This window comes from Alcaligenes faecalis (assembly GCF_005311025.1).
Taxonomy (GTDB): Bacteria; Pseudomonadota; Gammaproteobacteria; order Burkholderiales; family Burkholderiaceae_B; genus Alcaligenes; species Alcaligenes phenolicus.
This window is the reverse complement of sequence record NZ_CP031747.1, coordinates 3,590,079-3,610,017: the sequence shown is the minus strand read 5'-3', so window position 1 is coordinate 3,610,017 and position 19,939 is coordinate 3,590,079. Positions and strand designations below refer to the sequence as shown.

Sequence of the window (19,939 nt, the reverse complement as noted above, 5' to 3'; positions counted from 1 at the left end):
GATTCCAAGCCTCATCAGTCAACGTCCACTAAGCCTCGGCAAATGTCTATTGCCGTGATCAGTTTGCTTACCCTAAGTGGAGTGCTGTTCTTGTGGTGGGCCGTTACTGAGTGGGGCTATGTGGATCCGCTGTTTCTCCCATCACCCCAGGCCGTGCTGAGTCGCGTTTTTCGTCTGTTCACTGTGGGTTATATGGATGCCACGGTGCAGCAGCATCTGGCGGCCAGTTTGTGGCGGATTAGCTTGGCATTGTTTGCCGCTGTCTTGTTGGCGATTCCTACGGGTATCGCGATTGGTCGTAATCGCATTGCCCAGGGCATTCTGGATCCTTTGATTGAATTCTATCGTCCGATTCCGCCGCTGGCGTATTTGCCGCTGATCGTGATCTGGTTTGGGATTGGTGAGTTGTCCAAAGTGCTGCTGATTTATCTGGCAATTTTTGCGCCGATCACGATTGCGACGGCAGGTGGTGTGCGTAATGTGGATCCGGTGAAACTGCGTGCGGCTCAATCTTTCGGGGCGACGCGTGCTCAGTTGCTGCGTTACATCATTATCCCCAGTGCCTTGCCTGATATTTTGACGGGCTTGCGCATCGGTTTGGGAGTGGGGTGGTCAACCCTTGTGGCTTCGGAGCTGGTTGCTGCCACGCGTGGTTTGGGATTTATGGTTCAGTCAGCAGGGCAGTTTCTGGCAACTGACGTGGTGATGGCGGGGATTCTGCTTATCGCCTTGGTGGCGTTTGCGCTTGAAATCGGTTTGCGTCGATTGCAGGCCAAGCTTGTTCCGTGGCACGGACAAGCGCGTTAGCAGCTGGGATGTGATTGTTCGCCTGGGGTTTTTGGTGCAGAGGTTCAGAGTTGATGTTGTGCGGTGTGAGTAGGTCGGCTCTCGTTCGAGCCGACCTGGACGTCCAGGCACCGTAGCATTGCGTCAAGACATGATTACTGCTTTGCTGGTTTATGCCTCAGCTGCTGGATTGAACTCATGGATCCCATAAGGCCCTTGGTTAGTGTGCGCACAGCGGCCTTAGTGTGAATACAGCCAGTCAGCTCAGCGCTTGGCAGTTCACACTGACCGAGTCAGCCCACCATCCACCTTGATGTTCTGTCCCGTAATGTAGCCAGCCCCATCCGACAACAAAAACGCAATTGTCGCGGCAATTTCCTCGGCTTTTCCATAACGTCCCATAGGCACGCTTTCTCGCCGTTCTTCGGTCGCCGGCAGGCTATCAATCCAGCCAGGCAGCACGTTGTTCATGCGTACATTCTTGGCTGCATAGCTGTCTGCAAAAATCTTGGTGAAGCTGGCCAGCCCGGCGCGGAATACCGCCGAAGTGGGGAACATCTCCGCAGGCTCAAACGCCCAGGCTGTAGAAATATTCACAATAGCCCCACCACCTTGCGCGGCCATGATGGGCGCTACCAGTCGTGCTGGACGCACGGCATTCAGAAAGTAGACATCCATGCCCTTATGCCAGTCTTCGTCGCTGATCTCCAGAACCGGGCCGCGTGGACCGTGTCCGGCGGAGCTGACCAGGGCGTCGATACGCCCCCAGCGCTGCATGGCCAGGTCAACCAGGCGCTGTAGATCTTCGTTAGATTGATTCGAGCCAGTCAGGCCCACCCCGCCCAGTTCTTTAGCTAGTGCCTCGCCCTTGCCGGACGAGGACAGGATGGCGACGCGATAACCATCTTGAGCCAGCCTGCGGGCCGCAGCGGCGCCCATGCCCGAGCCGCCTGCGCTAATCAGTGCTACTTTTTCTACAGTCATGAGAGCCTCCGTGTGCTGAGATTAATACTATTATTTCAGCTGTAAATGGAAAAATCATGCGATAAATAAACCTTCCAGGATGTAGAAAAACTACTGTCAGAATAATGATGAAATCTCGCCGTTCATTGCCTCCGCTCAATGCCTTGCGTGCTTTTGAAGTGTCTGGCCGTCGTTTGAGTTTCCGTGCCGCTGCTGATGAGCTGGGCGTGACTCAAGGTGCGGTCGCCCAGCAAGTTCGGGCCTTGGAAGAGCATCTGGGGCTGGCGCTGTTTCAGCGTCATCCGCGTGGTTTGCAGCTGACTTTAGCGGGCGCGGCCTATTTGGCCGAGGTGACTCGTGCTTTTGACACTTTGGCTGATGCAACAGGGCACTTGTTGGTGCGCCCCGATACAGTCACGATCAGCGTCACGCCCACGGTGGCGGCCAAATTGCTGATTCCCCGCCTGGGGGATTTGCAAGCGGTCTTGCCCGATGTGGAGCTGCGTACCGTGGCAACCGAGGCCTTGTCGGATTTTGAGCGCGATCAGGTTAATATTGCCGTGCGCCTGACTCGTCCACCGTTTGCTCCGGATCTGGAGGCCCAACTGCTGTTTCGTCAGGATCTGGTGGCCGTGGCCAGTCCTCGTTTGATAGGGAACATGACGCTTCCATTGTCGATTGAGCAACTGAGTGCTTTACCTTTATTGCATGATGCTCACGATCATTGGGCTACGTTTTTGAAAGGCAGTGGCAGATTGCCGGGCCCGGTGTTCAACCAGACAACGCTGGCATTGGATGCAGCCATGGCGGGTCAAGGTGTGGCTTTGGCGTGCAGGGCTTTTGTGGCAACAGATCTGGCCGCTGGGCGTTTGGTTCAGGTGGCGGAAGCAGGGGCTTTAGGGCCGGATTTCTATCTGGTACGCAAGCGATCAGCCCCGGTCAGACAGTCGGTGGAGGCAGTATGGGATTGGTGTTTGAAGAGATTGTTAATTCTGTAGCCTGATGCGCAGCTTGTTTGCCCTTTTTAAGGGGGCTGACGTTGCTATGAATGAGGTACGGCTTGGCCGCAAGCCCATTGCCATGGTTGATGTGAATCTTGCGTTTTTGGTCTTCCGGATGCAAAAGGCTAAACTGGCCGCACTTCTGGTGCAGCAGCACCCAGCTTTTTACAGGAAAAAAATATGAGCACACCGCTTCCCTGTCCTCAGTGCACCTTGGAAAATACCTACCATGACACGGAGCAATGGGTATGTGCCGATTGCGGCTATGAATGGCAAGATGCGGACCCGGCTGCCGAATCAGACACCGATGACGATGAGCTGATCGTTAAAGACAGCAACGGTAACTTGCTGGCCGCGGGTGACGATGTGATTCTGATCCGCGACTTGAAGGTCAAAGGCTCCAGCACCTTGAAGAAAGGTGCCAAGGCCAAAGGCATACGTCTGGTTCGTGGTGACCACGAAGTCGATTGCAAAATTGATGGCATCAGCTACTTGTTGAAGGCCATGTATTTGAAGAAAGCCTAAGTACCCAAACTTGGTTTTTTTGCAGGCGCAGCGTATAGACACGCTGCGCTTTTTTTATGTCTGCAGACAGAATAAGGCATCCAGGCGACAGCAACTATCAGCTAGCGTATTGATGGCAGGTAGTAGCAAACAAGGCGCCGGACGTGTATATAATAATGAGAATGATTATTAATTAGTTATTAACCTGATTGTCTCTATGTCCAAGCTGACGGCGGCGTTCCTGACCCATTACCCGGATTTGATCCGCTATCTGCGCAGGCGTACTCACTGCTCTGAACTGGCGCAAGATTGCGCGCATGACACCTGGCTGCGTTTACTGGAGAAGGGCAAGCAGGTCACGGCAGACAACCACCGGGCTTATGTGTTCAGAGTGGCTGCCAATATTGTGGCGGACTGGTATCGGCGTCAAACACGTGAGCAGGCTGCTTTCGATGGCTATGCCTTGAGTGTCGCCCATCACCATGCCCCGGATACGTATGAGGAAGTGCTGGCCAAGGAAACCTTGCAGCGCCTGGAGCAGGCCTTGATGGCCCAGTCCCAGCGCAGTGTGCGGATTTTCATGATGCATCGCTGTGAAGAGATGAGCTACGCGCAGATCGCCCAGAAGTTGTCAGTGTCCGAGAGCACGATTGAGAAACACATGATGCGCATTTTGCTGGTGGCGCACCAAGTCTTTAATTCCGCAGTATGAACGCGCAGTCAGATTCGGCCTGGAGCCGTGTAGACGAAGACGCCGCCCGCTGGGTGGTGCGCAAAGAAGGCACCAAGCTGGAGCCGGACGCCCAGGCCCAGTTCGACGCCTGGTATGAAGCCGATCCGTTGCATGCCCAAACCTACGATGCCTTGGCAGCCAGTTGGCGGAGGCTGGATCAGGTTTCGGTGTTGCCTATCGCCCGTAAAAAGAGAAAGTCACGCGTCAAAACCCTGGCCAGTGCCTGTGTCTTGATGGGTGCGTCTTTTTACGCCTGGCAGATGTTTGAGCTGCAAGGCTCGATCCGCAGCGGGGTGGAGATCACTCAGTTGAGTTTGCCTGATGGTTCGGTGGCGATTCTGGACGCACAGACTCGTGTGCGTCTGAATTTTGAAAATGGCCAACGACAAGTCAGCGTGGAGTCGGGGCGTGCCTTCTTCCAGGTGGTGCCTGCTTCGCCCCAGACAGGTCCGTTCACCGTGCAGGCCGGTCCGGCACAAGCGACGGCTTTGGGAACGCGCTACGAGGTCAGCCTTAAAGATCAGATCAGCGCCGTGGCGGTATACGAACATACCGTGCAGGTGCAGTGCCAGTCTTGCGAGAGCTCGCAGCCAGTAATCTTGCAGCCGGGGGATAGCGCCACGGTAGCGGGCGGGCAACTGCGGGCGCAGTTGGCTCAGTCTACGGCTTCCACTCAAGCGGAAGCGGCACCGGCCTGGACCAACGGTTTGTTGAGCTTTGATGATGTCAGCTTGCGGGACGTAGCCCGCCAGTTGGGCGAATACACACATCGAGTGATCTGGATTGGCAGCGAGCAGGCGGGCTCAATGCGAGTGTCCGGTGTGGTGCAAGCGGCTCGCCCAGCCGCTGCCCTGAACTTGCTGACCTCGGGCCAAGGCTTGCAAATCAAGGAGTTACCAGGACTTATAGTTATTTACTAATGATAATTATTAACAATTAAAAAATACGATGGCAATCAGGGGTGAGGGGAGAGGGGTAGCACAGCGTCCTGAGGGTAGTTGTTTACATAGGATGCTCAATCATGAAGTGCGCTTTGCAGGACACGCCGTCTCTTTTTGCCTTGCGCAGGCAAGCTCGCCCCGGCGTGACAACCAAGTCTCTTTCTTCTTCCCAAGGCTCGCGCTTCAAGCAGGGGCAACTGGCTTTCTTGATGGCCGGTGTTTTGCTCGTGATGCAGCCCATGCCGGCACACGCTGCCGGGCCTATTGTGCTGGATATGGCCTCTCAGCCTTTGGCGGATGCACTTTTGCAAATTGGCCGTCTGGCCCAGGTGGAGATCGCGTTTTCACCGGGACAGGTTCGGGAAAAGCGAGCCGTAGCCTTGCAAGGCGAACTGACGGTTGAGCAGGCCTTGGATACCTTACTGGCCCCTTGGGGACTGGCGGCCAGAGCCCAGGGCGATCAGCGCTATACGATTGTGACGGCTACTGTTGCCAAAGGTTTGTCCGTGCTGGAGCCCGTCCGTGTACAAGGCCAGCGTGTTGGTGAACGCAACTATACCCGCGAGGAACTGGATCAACGTGCTGCAGGTAACCGTGATCTGTCCAGCCTTCTGGCCGATAACCCGGCCGTGCGTCAGAACGAGGCCGCAAAAACCAGTGCCAACCGTGGCTCTCTGGCGCTGGAAGATATCAGCTTTTACGGGGCTAGTCCGTTCCAGAATCAGTTCCAGATTGATGGCATCAGCTCCACCAATCAGATTGACCCTGCCAGCCGCAATTTGAATTTGCAGGTAGGCAATGTGCCCGCCTACTCCCAGGCCTACAACCTGGACACGAATATGCTGGAAAGCGTGACGGTGCTCGATAGCAGCATTCCCGTGGAATACGGCCGCTTCACTGGGGGCGTGGTCGATGCCAAGGTGCGTGATCCCAAGGGCAATAACAGCTTCCGTGCGGACTTCAGCTACAACTCCTCCGGGTTGACCTCCCAGACTGTACCTGAAGAGCAAAAGAAAAAGTTTGGGGCAGGCGAACCGGGTTTTACCCCTGCCTGGACCAAGCGTTTTTCGTCCGCCATGCTGGATGTGGGTATTACGGACAATACCTCGGCCTTGATCAATGTGTCCCGGCGTGAATCCAGCATTGATCGCACCATGCGGGTCTTGCACGAGAAGGAGTTCAGTGATGTGAATACGAACTCCAAAGACCGTGTCGATAATGTGTTTGCCAAAGTCCATACCCGTTGGAGTGCCAGCACGGATTCCGCCTTGACCTTCAAGTACGCGGACCGGCGCGAGGATCTGGTCGATTCCGGCATGATGGCCAATCGTGTTCAGTGGCAGCATCAACAAAAAGCCTATGGTCTGGGTTTCGACCTGAACCATGACTTTGGTTGGGGGCAAGGGCGGGTTCAGCTGGGTTACGACCAGATGAACAGCTACCGTAATTCAGACGGCACGGAATATATGGTCAATATGGTGTTTCTGCCCAATGGCCGTCCCGACTACACCTATATCAGCGGTGGTTTCGGGCAGGAGTCTACCGAGCAACGCAATCTGACCATGAAGACCCGACTGGAGTTCAAGCCGTTTCAGACCGGGGCAATCGAACATACGCCCTACGTAGGTTTTGAGCTGGCCCATACCAAGGGAGAGTTTGTCCGAGATCGGGATGCCTACGGGGGGCAGAAACGCCATTACAGCGATGGGCAGCCCAGCAAGGTTCAGGTCTTGAATTATTACCGCGCTGGAGAGGTGGGCGTCAGCTATACCAATGCGTCCGTTTATGTATCGGACCGCATGTCCTGGCAGCGTCTGGCCCTGACAACGGGCTTGCGCATGGATAAGGACAATTACTTTGGCAATACCAATCTGGCTCCGCGCACCTTGCTGGAATGGGATGTGCTGGGAACGGGTGAAACCCGTCTGTCGGGTGGCTGGTCGCGCTATTACGGCATGGATATTCTTGGAATTGCCATGCGCGAGCGCAAGAGCCAACTGCACACCTTGCTGGTGACGGGAGGCAATCCGGTAGACCGTCCTTCGCACACGGCCTACAAGCTGGATGGCCTGAAAACCCCGTATGACGACGAGTGGGCCTTGCGTTTGCAGCAACAGCTGACGAACAAAGTGGCCGCCGAACTGGCCTATGTGCGCCGCTATGGCCGTCAACAAGTCTCTATCGAAGGGCTGGCGAAGACAGGCTACACCTACACCAATAATGGCAAGTCCAAAACCGATGCTGTTACCTTGAGTTTGATGAACACGGCCCCTTGGACCTTGGGCGAGAGCTTGTGGACGGGGCGTGTGGATGTGACCTATCAGCACAGCAAGCGTAATAACAAGTTGGCCGACGGTTATGACGGTGAAGCCGAGGCACAGGAGGAGAACATCTATTACAACGGCGACCTGATACGCCGTGGTGATCGTCCAGTGGGGGACTACAACCTGCCTTGGCGAGTCAGCGCTGGCGTAACCGGCATGTGGGCGCGGTATGGCTTGCAGATGAACAACCGGATCAATTGGAACAGCGCTCGCATGGATGTGCACTATGTGGGTCTGAATCGGGGTGATGGGCTGGAGAAGTATGAATCCGGTCGGGTCGGTTCCTATTGGACCTGGGATATGCGTCTGGACTGGGAGCCAGCCATGCTTAAAGGTCTGGGCCTGGGGCTGGATGTGCTGAACGTGCTGGATAAGCAAGCGCCAGTGGTGGTCTCGACACCGACCTCCGTGCTGAACCCTAACCTTTATCGCACAGGACGAGAGTTGTGGCTGCGCGCTTCCTACCGGTATTAACAGGAGGACGAGCGGGCGCAAGTTTGCTGATGGTAGCACTGGCAACAGTGCTGTCAGGGGCAGCCTGCGCGGCGGGGGGAGTGGAGACAGGAGCGGACCAGAAGCTTGGCTCAGGTTTAGCTTCTGCTCCTGTGGTCACTACGGGGCTTTCCGCGTCGGAGACAACAGAGCAATCCTGTGGAGCTAAGGACATGCTTGAGGCCAGGTGTCTACGCGCCCTCTATAAAAATGTCCCCGCTCAATGGCCTGCGCCCACTATTGATCCGGGGCAGCCCTGGCAAGAGTGGGGGCCCGTGCCTGGGCCGGGCTCCAGCGCCCAGCCCGAGGCGGCAGAGGATGCCAGGAACACGCAGATCGTCTCCTTGGGCGCCCGATTGTTTTTTGACACGCAGCTGTCGCGTAAAAAACAGATCTCCTGTGCGTCCTGTCATCAGCCCGACAAGTCCTTTACCGATGGCAAGGCATCAGCGGTAGGGGAGGACGGCTTGATGGGCAAGCGCCGTACTCCACCCTTGTTTGCTGCGCCTTTTGCTAAAGATCTGTTCTGGGATGGCCGTGCTCGAACCTTGCAGGAGCAAGTTGTCGGCCCCATAGAAAACCCGGTAGAAATGAACCATGCCTTGAGTGACTTGATCCCACGTTTGCAGGACTCAGAAGACTATAGACAGGCATTTCAACAGGCCTATGGCGCATCCTCATCTAATCCCATCGACGTCGACCGATTGGCCCGTGCCTTGGCCGCCTATGTAGTTACCATTCGCCCGGCAGCAACGCGCTTTGATGATTTTATCGCCGGGGATACGGCTGCCTTGAATGATCAGGAACTGATCGGCCTGCACTTGTTTCGTACCAAGGCGCGCTGCATGAATTGCCATAACGGTCCCATGCTGACAGACAACGGTTTTCACAATATCGGTCTGTCTTTTTATGGGCGTCGCTTGCAGGATCTGGGACGATTTGAATGGACCCGAGACCCTGCGGATCTGGGGCTGTTCCGAACACCCAGCCTGCGCAATGTTGCCAAGGCAGGTCCCTGGATGCATAACGGTTTGTTCCCCACCCTGGATGGCCTGTTGCGTATGTATGACGTGGCAATGGGGCCGGACCCCAAAGAAACCGGGCTTTTGGTGCCGCGTAAATCGGAACGGATACAGGTCTTGAACTTGAGCGATGAGGAACTTCAGGCTTTGCTGGCCTTTCTGCAGGTCCTGTAGCGATCAAAGCGATTCAGACTTAATTGCGGGGCGCATAAAAAAGCGATAGTGGCGGACCACTATCGCTTTTAAGCTCACTGGAGGAGGGCGTTTTATTTCAGGCAGGCTTTGATTTTCTCCAGATCCGGGCCATCAATCGGACGTCCCAGATTGAAGGGCATGGAGGTTTCGCGCCAGTCCTTGTAGTCATGCAGATACTCCATCTGGCTGGCATATACCTTGGCCGCATCAGGGTTGCTGCAGGCCATGGAAATCATCACCTCGTTGGTGACTTGCTGAATAGTCTTCAGGCTTTCATCATCCATGCGGTGGATTTCCACGCCAGCTTTCTGGAAGGTGCGCAGACCTTCCGTCGCTTTTTTCTCTGTAAAAGCAATGGACCACATCATGGTGGCGTCGGCGGCAATTTGCAGTTTCTCCTTGGCCGAATCACTGAGCGCATCCCAGGCGGTTTTATTGATCATGACGCCAAACACGGAAGCGGACTGGTGCCAACCCGGCGTGGTCCAGTGCTTGGTGACCTGATGCAGCCCGGCAGAAACGTCCACGTTCGGAGTGGAGAACTCGGCTCCCTCGATCACGCCACGCTCAAGCGATTGATACAGTTCCTGGCCAGCCATGGACACCTGCGTACCACCAATTTTTTCCAGCACCTTGCCTTGTTCGAGGCCAGAGAGGCGCAGACGCTTGCCCTTGATTTCTTCCAGGTTGCGAATCGGCACATTGGTATGGAAGCCGGATTCGTTATTGGTGATGGCGTAGGGGAGGTACACCATGCCGTACTTGCCGTAGATCTCGTTATAAAGCTCGGCGCCACCCCATTCCTTGATCCAGTTTGCGTAGTCAACCGCGTTGAACAGGCTGGAGTGTGTTCCTAAAGGGGAGAAAGCCGGGTTGCGGCCGGCCCAATAGCCTGGCCAGTCGGCTCCGGCTTGTATGGTGCCGGACTCCACCGCGCTGAAGACTTCGCCGGTTGGAACCAGTGCGCCGCCTTCAAAGAACTCGATCTTCAGCTCATCACCGACCAGCTTGTTAGCCAGCTCTACCCATTTCTTGTCCAGTTCGACCAGTTCGATCGAAGCGGGCCAGGTACTGGTCATGGTCCACTTCTGTGCCGCCTGGCTCAGGCTTGTCATGCCCAGCAGGGCAAAGCCGCTCAAGGCGAAGAGTGCCTTCTTTGTTAGCTTCATGGTGTCTCCTTGTTTTATTTAAGTTCCGTACAAGACGGTGGGTAGCCAAGTGGCCAGGCCAGGGAAAATGGCCAGCAAGATGCACATCAAAATAATCAGGCCAATGAATGGAATGACCCCGGTAATGATCTCCATGGTTTTGACGGATTTGGGCGTAATGGCCCGCAAATAAAACAGTGCATAACCAAAGGGAGGGGTCAGGAAAGAGGTCTGCAAAACCACGGCGACCAGAATCACAAACCACAGCAGGCTGATGCCCATCTCTTGCACAATGGGCAACAGAATCGGGAAGGAAAGCAGGACAATACCGGTCCAGTCCAGAAAGCAGCCCAGCACAAAAATAATCAGCAGCATCACCACGATAAGTAGCCAGGGTTCCATATCCAGGCCACGCATCAGATCCTGTGCGGCACCCAGACCGCCGGTGATATTAAAGACGCCGGTAAAGGCGGTGGCACCCACCACGATAAATAAGATCATGGAGGAAGTACGGCCCGTTTCGTAAAGCGCATTCAGGAAAATGGACCATTTGAACTTGCCCCGGAAAATAACAATCAGCAGGGACAGCAATACCCCAATGGCCGAGGCTTCGGTGGCCGTTGCAATACCGGCCAGCATGGAACCCAGAATGCCCAGAATAAGAAAGATGGGTGGCACGGCTTCCACCAGCAGCATGCGGATCAAGGCGGGCTTGGAGATCTTTTCATCAGGCTCCACCGAGGGGGCACGTTCCGGGTGACGCCATGCAACAAACACGACCCAGACGGCATACAGCAGGCCCAGCAGGACACCCGGTATCAATGCGCCGGCGAACAATTCACCGATGGACAGGGGAGAGTAGCTGGCCATCAGGATCAACATGATGGACGGTGGAATCAGAATGCCCAGACAGCCGGAGGCCGCAATAACACCGGTGGTCAGCTTGGGGCAGTAGCCGTAGCGCAGCATGGGGCGCAAGGCCATCATGCCGGTAACGGTAATGGAGGCGCCAATAATGCCGGTGGTGGCCGCCAGAAGGATGGAGATGAACACCACGGCCAGTGCCAGCCCGCCACGAACGCGGGACATGAGCAGGCGCAAGGCTTCGAACATCTTGTCAGTCACTTCCGAGTCGGACAGAAAGCGCGCCATCAGGATGAATAAAGGAATGGCGATCAGGGTGTAGTTGTCCAGAACATCGCCGTAAATGCGGTTGACGACAATGCCCAGAACCATGGGTTTTCCCGCGACCAGCGCACCGATAACGGCTGTGCTGCCCAGAACAAAGGCCAAGGGATGGCCCATGAATAGCCCAAGCAGGAGCAGGCCACCCATGACAAGTGCAATCAGTTCAGGCGTCATGGTGAGCGGCTTCCTTCTGGGTCAACAAACGAATAACTTCAGCAATGCCCTGGAGCAGCAAAAGCGCGGCGGCCAGGACCATGGACATCTTCAAGGGATAGACGGGCAACTGTACTGCGCCGTACGTGGTTTCGCCTTGCGCCAGCGAGCGCATGGCGAAGTCGTAGCTGCGTGTCAGAAATACCCAGGCAAAAGGGAAGAAGAAAATCAGATAACCCGCAATCTCGGTCCATTTGCGAACGGTGGGGGAAAAGCGGTTGATCAGCAAATCCACCCGGACATGGGCCTGATGTTTAAGTGCGTAGGCGCCCAGCATCAGAAAGTAGAACCCATATAGCTGCTTGGTGACGTCAAAAGTCCAGCGAGTGGGCTGATTCATCACATAGCGCATGAACACTTCGTAAATAATAATGGCGGAGAAAATGATGGCAATAAAGGAAATGAGCTTTCCTATCCATTCATTGATTGAGTCGATTAGACGCAAAACCATGCTTGTCCCTTTTGTACGTTTTTATTGGCCACACACCGGGTTTAGTCTATGAGTAAGCTCTAAAGCGCCACAACTTGGGTTTACCCTTACGTAAACTTGAGTTTAATAATTAAGGGTAATAAGGCGTAAATAAGGGTGATTTTCTTGGGAAATCGTGCTGGGCCTGAAGGTGAAAGCCAGACTTTCGGGGCGACAATGAGCATGAAAAAAGCCACCCGTTTGGGTGGCTTTTTGCTGCCGGGCTCCAGCCTCGTTCCAGATCTGCTGTCCAGGGACAGCAAGGTGGAGTGTTGCCAGTGTGTGCCAGCCAGGTTTTGTAGAACGAGGCCAGACCCGACTGCGGCAACACGGTTCTTGGTAGAACCGTGTTGTGCCCATCACAACTTAGCGTACGCTTTGCGCCGCCAGGCCCAGGGCCAGATTCTGCTTCATGCGTTTCTTGTAGAAAGGCAGGCACAGGAACAGGGCCAGGAACCAGAAAGGCGTCGCAATCAGACCGATCAGAGTTTCTTCTTCCTGGCTGAACAAGTACAGCGCAAAGGCAAAGAACGCCAGGGTCAGATAGCACATGGGAATCGCAAAGGGCATTTTGTAGCTCGATGCAGCATGGGCCTCAGGACGAATGCGACGGTACTTCAGGTAGGTGATCAGAATCACGGCCCAGACAAAGATAAAGCAGATGCTGGCTACCGTTGTCACAATCGTGAACACGCGCATGACGTCGCCTTCTGCATAAAGCAGGAACAGGCTGGACAGCAAGAGGGCGCACGAATAGATCAGACCATTGCGGGGAGTGCCGTTACGCGACAACTGGCTGAAGGCTTCAGGAGCCAGCTTGTTCTTGGACAGACCGTACAACATGCGACCGGTCGAGAACATGCCACTATTGGCCGACGACAGGGCCGAGGTCAGCACTACAAAGTTGATAATGGCTGCTGCGGCACCCACGCCAATCAGCAAGAACATGTTTACAAACGGGCTCTTGTTGGGCGCCACAATGTCCCAGGGGGTGACGGTCATGATGGCGGTCAGGGCCAGCACGTAGAACACAATCACGCGAACGGGAATCTTGTTGATGGCTTTGGGCAGGTTCTTGGCAGGGTCAGCCGTTTCAGCCGAGGCCGTACCCACCAGCTCGATCCCTACGAAGGCAAAGATGGCGATCTGGAAGGCCGCAAAGAAACCATGCAGGCCATTGGGGAACATGCCGCCGCGATCCCACAAGTGGGTCAGGCTGGCTTTTTCGCCGGTTGGGCCGACAAAGCCGGTGAACAGCAGGTAAGCACCCACACCAATCAGGGCCACAATGGCGATGATCTTGACCAGGGCAAACCAGAACTCCAGCTCGCCAAACAATTTGGCCGACAGCAGGTTAAAGATCAGCAAGAAGGCGATACACGCCAGGCCGGGTAACCAGAGCGGAATGTCCGGCCACCAGAACTGGGTATAGCCGGTAATGGCGACAATATCCGCAATACCAATCACCACCCAGCAGAACCAATAACTCCAGCCCAAAAAGTAACCCATGGTGGGCCCGAGAATATCGGCGGAGAAATCCACAAAAGATTTGTATTCCAGGTTATGCAGGAGCAATTCCCCCATCGCCCGCATCACAAAGAATAAAAAGAACCCAATGATCATGTAGGTAAACAAGACCGAGGGTCCGGCCAGGCTAATGGTGCGGCCTGATCCCATAAATAGCCCTGTACCGATAGCGCCTCCAATTGCTATCAGTTGCAGGTGCCGGTTTTTCAACGAGCGCTGCAGTCCAGATGAATGTTGCTGAGACACACTGTTCTCCTAATTTTTTTTCGTTCAAATGCGTAATTATGACTGTGCTGCGAGAAAACAAAGGGCACAACCCGTCCTCAAGGACGGTTTTCTTGATGCCGATCTAGATAAGCTGAGGAGCGCACAGCAGTCCTCCTTGTTCTGACGACATGAAATGTCAAAACAGACCTGTGTGCGATTAAAAATGGGAATAGGGATGTGGTATGCCAGGCGGCCAGAAAAGGCGCCTGACTATCTGCTCATAAATAGGCTCCGGACGAATAGGTGAACACAGGCCATATGGCCTCTGTACCCCCTCTGTCCGTTTACCTGAGAGCTTATCCATCGGTTCGCGATGGTCCCCTTCGGTGGGCACGGGTGTGCCTCTCTCCAGATGGTCAAAGGTTCAGGATTCTTTTGCCTGAGAGATTCCGGGGTCGTTGCTCCGTCGGCGCTTCATCAAAGTGAAGACTCTCACCTGAACCGTTATTGACGCCGCTATTGTATAGACAGGTAAAAAGCGATGACTACTAGCGTTAACCTGTAGGCTTTTAATGAGAATAGTTCTTGTTTGTTGAGCGGTTTTGTGGCTGCAGAGCCAGCCTCGGGGATAGTGCAGGGGCGTGATGAAAGTGGCGGCGTCGAGTCTGGCCAGATGCCCTTAAAAGGGACCGTGTTTTTTGCATGGAAGCTATGCCGGAATGCTTTAGCGTTGAAACAGAAATCGGCCGACACCAGCCTACAATATCGGCTGTCTGGCAATTTTTGTACCTCGCAATATGGTCGAATCGATTCTGCAACTTATCGAGCAACACGGTCTGTTGATCGTGTTTTTCAATGTCCTGGTGGAGCAGGCAGGGGCGCCGGTGCCGGCCTATCCGGTGTTGGTGGTAACGGGTGCCTTGCACGAGTCCGGTGGTTACAGCCTGTGGGGCTTGCTGGGTTTTGCCGTGCTGGGCGCGATGATTGCGGATTACGGCTGGTACCTGGCTGGGCGACGCTATGGTGGCAAATTGCTGGCTTTGCTGTGCAAAATCTCACTGTCGCCGGACTCCTGTATTCGGCAGACCGAATCCATTTATATGCGTTGGGGGGCACCGTCCTTGATGGTGGCCAAGTTCATACCCGGCTTTGCTTCCATTGCCAGTGTGTTGGCCGGTACGGTGGGGACGCCCAGAAGAAGCTTCCTGCTTTACGACATCATCGGGGCTACGGTCTGGGCCGGTTCTGCCGTGTTCCTGGGCTCCTTGTTCAGCTCGGCGGTGGATGAGCTGCTGAATGTGCTGATCAGTCTGGGGGTGGTGGGTGGAATCCTGTTGGCGCTGGCTTTGGCGGTATTCATTGCCAGAAAGTGGTGGCAGCGCCATCGCTTCATGAAATCCTTGTGCATGGAGCGTGTCAGCGTGCAAGAGTTGCACCAGATGCTGTCCTCGGATACGCCCCCCACGATTGTGGATGTACGTTCGACTCTGATGCAGGCGCAAGGACGTATTCCGGGGGCCATCAGCCTGGCCTTGGGTGAGGCCACATTGAACCTGATTACCGACGGGGAAATTATTGTGTATTGCGATTGCCCCAATGAAGTGTCAGCGGCCTTGGTGTCCAAACGCTTGCTGCAAAGTGGCTATAGTCGGGTGCGCCCTTTGGAAGGCGGATTGGAAGCCTGGCGGGCCGCTGGTTTTGATATACAGCGCGACCCTGATCAGCCCGAACCGGCCCTGTAAAGGAAAACGGCAGACATCAAACCATGTCTGCCGTTTTTGCAAGAAGAACGCTTGATACCGCGCTTACTGGCGCGCCTGCCGGTAAGCATGGGCCAAAGCGGCGGCCACCGCCAGTCCGCCGATCACACTGATATGATCCTGCACCAGAGCTTGTTCCAGAAAGGCTTCCAAGCCCTGCATTTCCCAGAACCGATGCGCCAGGGGAATCGTGGACAAAGTAAAGACACTCAGCATCAGCGCTCCCAACCAGGCCAGGCGACTCGCGCTGATAATCAGCCAGCTGCCCAGCAATTGAACTGTGATAGTCAGCACGGCGAATAAAGCCTGGGGCTCCAGTCCGAAGTGGGCCATTTCCTTTTTTGCAGCGCTGAAGTCCCAAACCTTGTTCACACCGCTCCACCAGAAAATGTAGGTCAGGAGCAGAGTAGCCAGTACAAAATACACTCGTGAACGCAGTAATTCTTGTATGACGTGGTTCATGATGCCTCCTCCTTGGGTGGGGCGTTCAGGGCTTGTGGACAGATGCTTCCAGCGTGGAGCGTGCGACGGCCAGTGTTTGCTGGCTCAAGACCAGTCCACCCATGACCAGTGCCACTCCCACCAGTTGCAGCGTGGTGGGCCAGATGCCCTTGATCAGCGCGTCCAGAATAAAAGCGGTCACAGGCACCAGCAGCATGAAGGGGGCAACAGTGACGGCGCCCAGTTGCTTGATGGCACTGAACCACAGCGCGAAGGGACCAGCCGTCAGTACAGTTGCCAGCAGGAACAGGCCCAGCCAATGCACAGGGATAAGATGGCTTGGAATGTCCTGCGTCAGCAGCACAACCACACTCAGTTCCACACCGGCAATCAAGAGCTGCCAACCGGTAAAACCCAGCAAAGGGATAGGTGGCGCACCCCATTTGTTCATCAAGACCCCGCCCGTCGCAATGGACAACATGCTGCCCAAAGCGGCGGCAATGCCGATCAGATCCAGAGTGGCATTGCTGGACAGGACAACCAGCGACACGCCCAGCGCACCCAAGAGAACGGCTCCAATCCGCGTTAGGGCAGGGCGAGCACGCAAAATGCCCCAGGCGATAAAGATGGTGGCCAGTGGTGTCAGCGCCTGGAAGATGGCGGCCACGCCACCGGGCAGACGGGTGGCAGCGATAAAGAACAGACCAAAGAACAGGCCGGTGTTCAGGGTGCCCAGCACGGCCAGGCGCCCCCACCAGGCACGGGGCGGCAGGCTGCGTACCAATGCCAGCAGGACGATGGCGCCTCCCAAAGCCCGGACAGCAGCCAGGAACAAGGGATTAGGTGGCAACCAGGTTGTGGTCAGAATGTAGGTAAAGCCCCAGAGAATAGCGGCGGTGGCCGCAGCCATTTTGGCGTTCATGTTGATGTACTCCCCATCATGAATAGTGTGATGAAGAGACTATATAAGTGCAACGATGGCTTGAATAGATATGAATATGGCCATCAGCGTTCCATAATTAGAACGACTGCTTGGAAGCTGGCTTTGGGTAATTTGCAGCAGGGATTCAGGGGGCGGGCGTATGCAAAATAGTGACGAACTCCTGGCCCAGAAAATCCAGCAGAGCGCGTACCGCAGGCACCAGGCCTCGGCGTGAAGGAAAGACGGCATGTACCACGCCAGAGCGGGGGTTCCAGCCGGGGGCCACATCCACCAGTCTGCCGTCCTGCATGTACGGAGCGATCAGCATGGCCGGCATCTGAACGACGCCAATTCCCTGCAAGGCTGATTGCAGCAAAGTCATGCGGTCGTCGCAGACCAGACGGGGTTGGTAGGGCACGTCCATCAGGGTGTTTTCTGCGGTTTGCAGTTGCCAGGTGGGATTGCGTTGCAGATGCTCGTCGCTCAAGGCGGGCCAGTTCCCTAATTGGTCCAGCTTGGGCAGCCCGCCCATGCGTTCGATCAGGGCCGGGCTGGCAACCAGATACTGTGTACTCTCGCCCAGGACTTTCATCACCAGACCGCTGTCTTCCAAAGGAGGGAAGCGGACGCGCAAGGCCACATCAAAGCCTTCGCGAATCACGTCCACGCGGCGGTTGGTGCTTTCCACTTCCAGCTTGACCTGCGGATAGGCCGCCATATAGCGGGCCAGCAATTCATTGACGCCGTAGTCCAGCAAAGCCAGGGGGCAGCTGATGCGTACTGAGCCTTGCGGCTCGCTGCGATGGCGCTCGATGATGTCCTGAGCGGAGTCGGCTTCCACCAGCATGGCTACGCAGCGCTGGTAGTACATCTGGCCAATTTCCGTGACGCTGAAATGGCGGCTGGAGCGCTGAATCAGACGCACACCCAGGGATTCTTCCAGAAAGGTGATGCGTCGGCTTAGCTTGGATTTCGGGATGCCCAAAGCCCGTCCGGCCGGTGCAAATCCTCCGTGGTCCACGACCTGTACAAAGTAGTAAAGGTCGTTCAAATCGCGCGTGGATGGGTGTTTGGTGTCGGGCATGTCATTACATGGCCGGTGGAACCGGGCAGCTCATATCGCCTTCTTCGCAGGACAGGTAGGTGTTGAAGTTCTTGATACGGGCCTGGGTCAATTCGTTCCGGCAAGTGGTGATCAGCATGGAGTGAATGCTGCCGCCTTCGGTGTTGATCGCTGCAAAGTCGCATTCTGCATCCTTGAAGCTGATCCAGGCCCGTTGGGCGTTACGCAAGGCTTTGAGGGTGTCGGCATCATCTTTCAGACGATGGCTGATTTCCTTGTAGAGCTTGTTCAGTTCGGCGTCCGAGTTCTTGTACTCGTTGCTAAAGCACTGGTTCATGGCATTTTGATTGCTCATGCTGTCGCAGTCGGCCGCCTGAACGGAAGAGGCGCTTGTCATCAAGCTCAGTCCTAAAGCGATCAGGCCGGTATTCAATGCTTTTTTCATGGGGGTCTCCGGTTTTGTGGGCGTTGATAAACGTATGAGGCTCAGTTGAATCGCCAGATGCAGTGCGTACTGCCCATTTGCTCGGTGCAGGGTGTAAATCCTACTACAAAGGGCGGCAAGCCTGATGCTTTGCCGGGTGATAACAGGGTTCCATAAATAGCGTTGAGCCGCATTGTCTTGAACGGGCCATATGCTCGATTCAAGCCAATGCGGCTCAAGGGTCCTGCCAGCAGGAGTTAGCGCAGCTTACTCGTCGTTGGCGTGCAGAAAGCGATACACCAGCGCGCCGATCACCCCACCAATCAAGGGAGCTACCCAGAACAGCCACAGCTGCTCCATGGCCCAGGTGCCCTGGAAGAAGGCCACGCCAGTAGAACGCGCAGGGTTCACGGAAGTGTTGGTGATAGGGATGCTGATCAGGTGAATCAAAGTCAGTGCCAGACCAATGGCTACGCCTGCCAGGCCAGCGTGACCACGCTTGTGGGTTGCGCCCATGATGATGAACAGGAAGAAGGCGGTCAGCACAATTTCTGCGATCAGGGCAGCGTTGCGGCTGTAGTTGTCGGGCGAGTGCTCGCCAAAGCCGTTGGAGGCAAAACCTGCCACGGGATCAAAGCCGGTTTTGCCGCTGGCGATCAGGTACAGAACACCGCCGGCCAGCAGACCGCCGAGAACCTGGGCAATGATGTAGGGAATGGCATCACGAGCGGGGAAGCGTCCCCCAGCGACCAGGCCCAGCGTGACAGCCGGGTTGATGTGACAACCAGAGATATTGCCGATGGCATAGCACATGGTCAGCAAAGTCAGACCAAAGGCCAGGGCTACCCCGGCAAAACCAATCCCCAGTTCAGGGTAGGCAGCGGCAAAGATCGCACTCCCGCAGCCCCCAAAGACCAGCCAGAAAGTGCCCAGCGTTTCTGCGGTGCATCGTTTTAATAAAGACATGATATTGCCCTGTTAGTCATTTAACACGGCTGGATTCTAGCGATAAGCGGGAAGCGCTAAGTGCTTGAAAGGAAAACAACTGTCAAAAATTTTCCTTTGTTTAGGGTGGTGTTTTTTTATAGTAAATGTGAGAAATATCGGTGGCGTGGCGGCTTGTGTCAGGTGTAGGATTTTGTCTGGTTTATGAAGAATTGTGTTGACGATTCTGACGCTGAACATCACTCCCAATTCCCTCACATCCACATGCCTCACTCCCTTGAATCCTTGATCCTGTCTCTTGAAGAGCGCCTGTTTGAGCGTGCCACTCGTCAGGATGTGGCGGCGCTTGGCGCTTTACTGGCCGACGAGTTTGTAGAGTTCGGAGCCAGAGGCGCGGCGTGGGGTAGAGCAGAAGTGCTAGGCGATCTGCCTGAACAGGATTTTGTGCAGCGCCACCTCAACAACTTCAAGCTGACCATCCTGTCAGAGGATGTCGTCCTGGCGACTTATGTGTGTGAGGTATCAGGTGATGAAAAGCCGCAGCAATCCTTGCGCAGCTCCATCTGGAAGCAGAGTCAGGGGCGTTGGCAGATGGTGTTTCATCAAGGAACCCGCGTGGCCCAGGAATAAAAAAGGGTCGGAATTTGAATGGCCCACCAAAGCGTGAATTG

General features: G+C 55.4%; 20 protein-coding genes and 1 riboswitch. Of the genes, 10 read left to right on the top strand and 10 right to left on the bottom strand.

Annotation, left to right across the window (positions count from 1 at the left end; all coding sequences use genetic code 11):
• Positions 1–42 precede the first annotated feature (42 nt).
• A complete protein-coding gene (gene tauC / locus D0C27_RS16595; RefSeq protein ID WP_137431648.1) occupies positions 43–807 on the top strand; it encodes a taurine ABC transporter permease TauC in 765 nt (254 codons plus the stop codon).
• A gap of 258 nt (positions 808–1,065) precedes the next feature.
• Here tauC and D0C27_RS16590 read toward each other — a convergent pair whose 3' ends face one another.
• Entirely contained in the window at positions 1,066–1,770 is a 705-nt protein-coding gene (locus tag D0C27_RS16590) for an SDR family oxidoreductase (RefSeq protein ID WP_060186934.1), read from the bottom strand.
• A gap of 104 nt (positions 1,771–1,874) precedes the next feature.
• Here D0C27_RS16590 and D0C27_RS16585 point away from each other — a divergent pair, with 104 nt between their 5' ends.
• The 7 genes from D0C27_RS16585 to D0C27_RS16555 all read left to right on the top strand — a co-directional run bounded on the left by D0C27_RS16585 (position 1,875) and on the right by D0C27_RS16555 (position 8,940).
• A complete protein-coding gene (locus D0C27_RS16585; protein ID WP_137431337.1) occupies positions 1,875–2,747 on the top strand; it encodes a LysR substrate-binding domain-containing protein in 873 nt (290 codons plus the stop codon).
• 4 nt (positions 2,748–2,751) lie between these two features.
• Positions 2,752–2,934 carry a hypothetical protein gene (locus D0C27_RS16580; RefSeq protein ID WP_035269160.1) on the top strand — a complete coding sequence of 61 codons (183 nt, stop codon included), beginning with the start codon at positions 2,752–2,754 and terminating at the stop codon, positions 2,932–2,934.
• Entirely contained in the window at positions 2,931–3,275 is a 345-nt protein-coding gene (locus D0C27_RS16575) for a zinc ribbon domain-containing protein YjdM (RefSeq protein ID WP_009458410.1), read from the top strand. Before D0C27_RS16580 ends, D0C27_RS16575 begins: the two co-directional genes overlap by 4 nt.
• 196 nt (positions 3,276–3,471) lie before the next feature.
• Entirely contained in the window at positions 3,472–3,966 is a 495-nt protein-coding gene (locus tag D0C27_RS16570; protein ID WP_009458412.1) for an RNA polymerase sigma factor, read from the top strand.
• Positions 3,963–4,907, top strand: coding sequence for a FecR family protein (locus tag D0C27_RS16565; RefSeq protein WP_137431336.1), 945 nt, complete (start codon positions 3,963–3,965; stop codon positions 4,905–4,907). Before D0C27_RS16570 ends, D0C27_RS16565 begins: the two co-directional genes overlap by 4 nt.
• A gap of 101 nt (positions 4,908–5,008) precedes the next feature.
• Positions 5,009–7,726: a TonB-dependent receptor gene (locus tag D0C27_RS16560; protein ID WP_137431335.1), complete on the top strand. Its 2,718-nt coding sequence runs from the start codon at positions 5,009–5,011 to the stop codon at positions 7,724–7,726.
• Positions 7,727–7,917: 191 nt separating this feature from the next.
• Positions 7,918–8,940, top strand: coding sequence for a cytochrome-c peroxidase (locus D0C27_RS16555; RefSeq protein ID WP_240688269.1), 1,023 nt, complete (start codon positions 7,918–7,920; stop codon positions 8,938–8,940).
• Positions 8,941–9,032: 92 nt separating this feature from the next.
• Here D0C27_RS16555 and dctP read toward each other — a convergent pair whose 3' ends face one another.
• The 4 genes from dctP to D0C27_RS16535 form a co-directional block, all read right to left on the bottom strand.
• Positions 9,033–10,130 (bottom strand): TRAP transporter substrate-binding protein DctP, encoded by a 1,098-nt coding sequence (gene dctP / locus D0C27_RS16550; protein WP_137431333.1) that lies wholly within the window; start codon positions 10,128–10,130, stop codon positions 9,033–9,035.
• An 18-nt stretch (positions 10,131–10,148) separates the two neighbouring features.
• Complete coding sequence (locus D0C27_RS16545; protein ID WP_035269167.1) at positions 10,149–11,471, bottom strand: TRAP transporter large permease; 1,323 nt, start codon at positions 11,469–11,471, stop codon at positions 10,149–10,151.
• Positions 11,461–11,961, bottom strand: a complete 501-nt coding sequence (locus D0C27_RS16540) for a TRAP transporter small permease subunit (protein ID WP_009458438.1) — start codon at positions 11,959–11,961, stop codon at positions 11,461–11,463. Before D0C27_RS16540 ends, D0C27_RS16545 begins: the two co-directional genes overlap by 11 nt.
• Before the next feature lie 384 nt (positions 11,962–12,345).
• A complete protein-coding gene (locus tag D0C27_RS16535) occupies positions 12,346–13,752 on the bottom strand; it encodes an amino acid permease (protein WP_088452440.1) in 1,407 nt (468 codons plus the stop codon).
• Between the two features lie 378 nt (positions 13,753–14,130).
• Positions 14,131–14,220, bottom strand: a riboswitch (glycine riboswitch).
• A gap of 290 nt (positions 14,221–14,510) precedes the next feature.
• On the opposite strand from D0C27_RS16535, the gene D0C27_RS16530 reads away from it, so the two are divergent.
• On the top strand, positions 14,511–15,455 hold the full coding sequence (locus tag D0C27_RS16530) for a rhodanese-like domain-containing protein (RefSeq protein WP_060186948.1): 945 nt from the start codon (positions 14,511–14,513) through the stop codon (positions 15,453–15,455).
• 63 nt (positions 15,456–15,518) lie between these two features.
• Here the strand turns inward: D0C27_RS16530 and D0C27_RS16525 are convergent, their stop codons facing one another.
• The 5 genes from D0C27_RS16525 to aqpZ all read right to left on the bottom strand — a co-directional run bounded on the left by D0C27_RS16525 (position 15,519) and on the right by aqpZ (position 19,289).
• On the bottom strand, positions 15,519–15,935 hold the full coding sequence (locus D0C27_RS16525; protein ID WP_083053841.1) for a DoxX family protein: 417 nt from the start codon (positions 15,933–15,935) through the stop codon (positions 15,519–15,521).
• 25 nt (positions 15,936–15,960) lie between these two features.
• Entirely contained in the window at positions 15,961–16,836 is an 876-nt protein-coding gene (locus tag D0C27_RS16520; protein ID WP_137431332.1) for a DMT family transporter, read from the bottom strand.
• Between the two features lie 145 nt (positions 16,837–16,981).
• Complete coding sequence (locus D0C27_RS16515; RefSeq protein ID WP_060186951.1) at positions 16,982–17,920, bottom strand: LysR substrate-binding domain-containing protein; 939 nt, start codon at positions 17,918–17,920, stop codon at positions 16,982–16,984.
• Positions 17,921–17,924: 4 nt separating this feature from the next.
• Complete coding sequence (locus D0C27_RS16510; protein ID WP_137431331.1) at positions 17,925–18,344, bottom strand: lysozyme inhibitor LprI family protein; 420 nt, start codon at positions 18,342–18,344, stop codon at positions 17,925–17,927.
• A 246-nt stretch (positions 18,345–18,590) separates the two neighbouring features.
• Positions 18,591–19,289, bottom strand: a complete 699-nt coding sequence (gene aqpZ, locus D0C27_RS16505; protein WP_060186952.1) for an aquaporin Z — start codon at positions 19,287–19,289, stop codon at positions 18,591–18,593.
• Between the two features lie 243 nt (positions 19,290–19,532).
• On the opposite strand from aqpZ, the gene D0C27_RS16500 reads away from it, so the two are divergent.
• The gene (locus D0C27_RS16500) at positions 19,533–19,898 is read left to right on the top strand and encodes a DUF4440 domain-containing protein (protein ID WP_137431330.1); all 366 of its coding nucleotides are present in this window, start codon (positions 19,533–19,535) and stop codon (positions 19,896–19,898) included.
• Positions 19,899–19,939 lie beyond the last annotated feature (41 nt).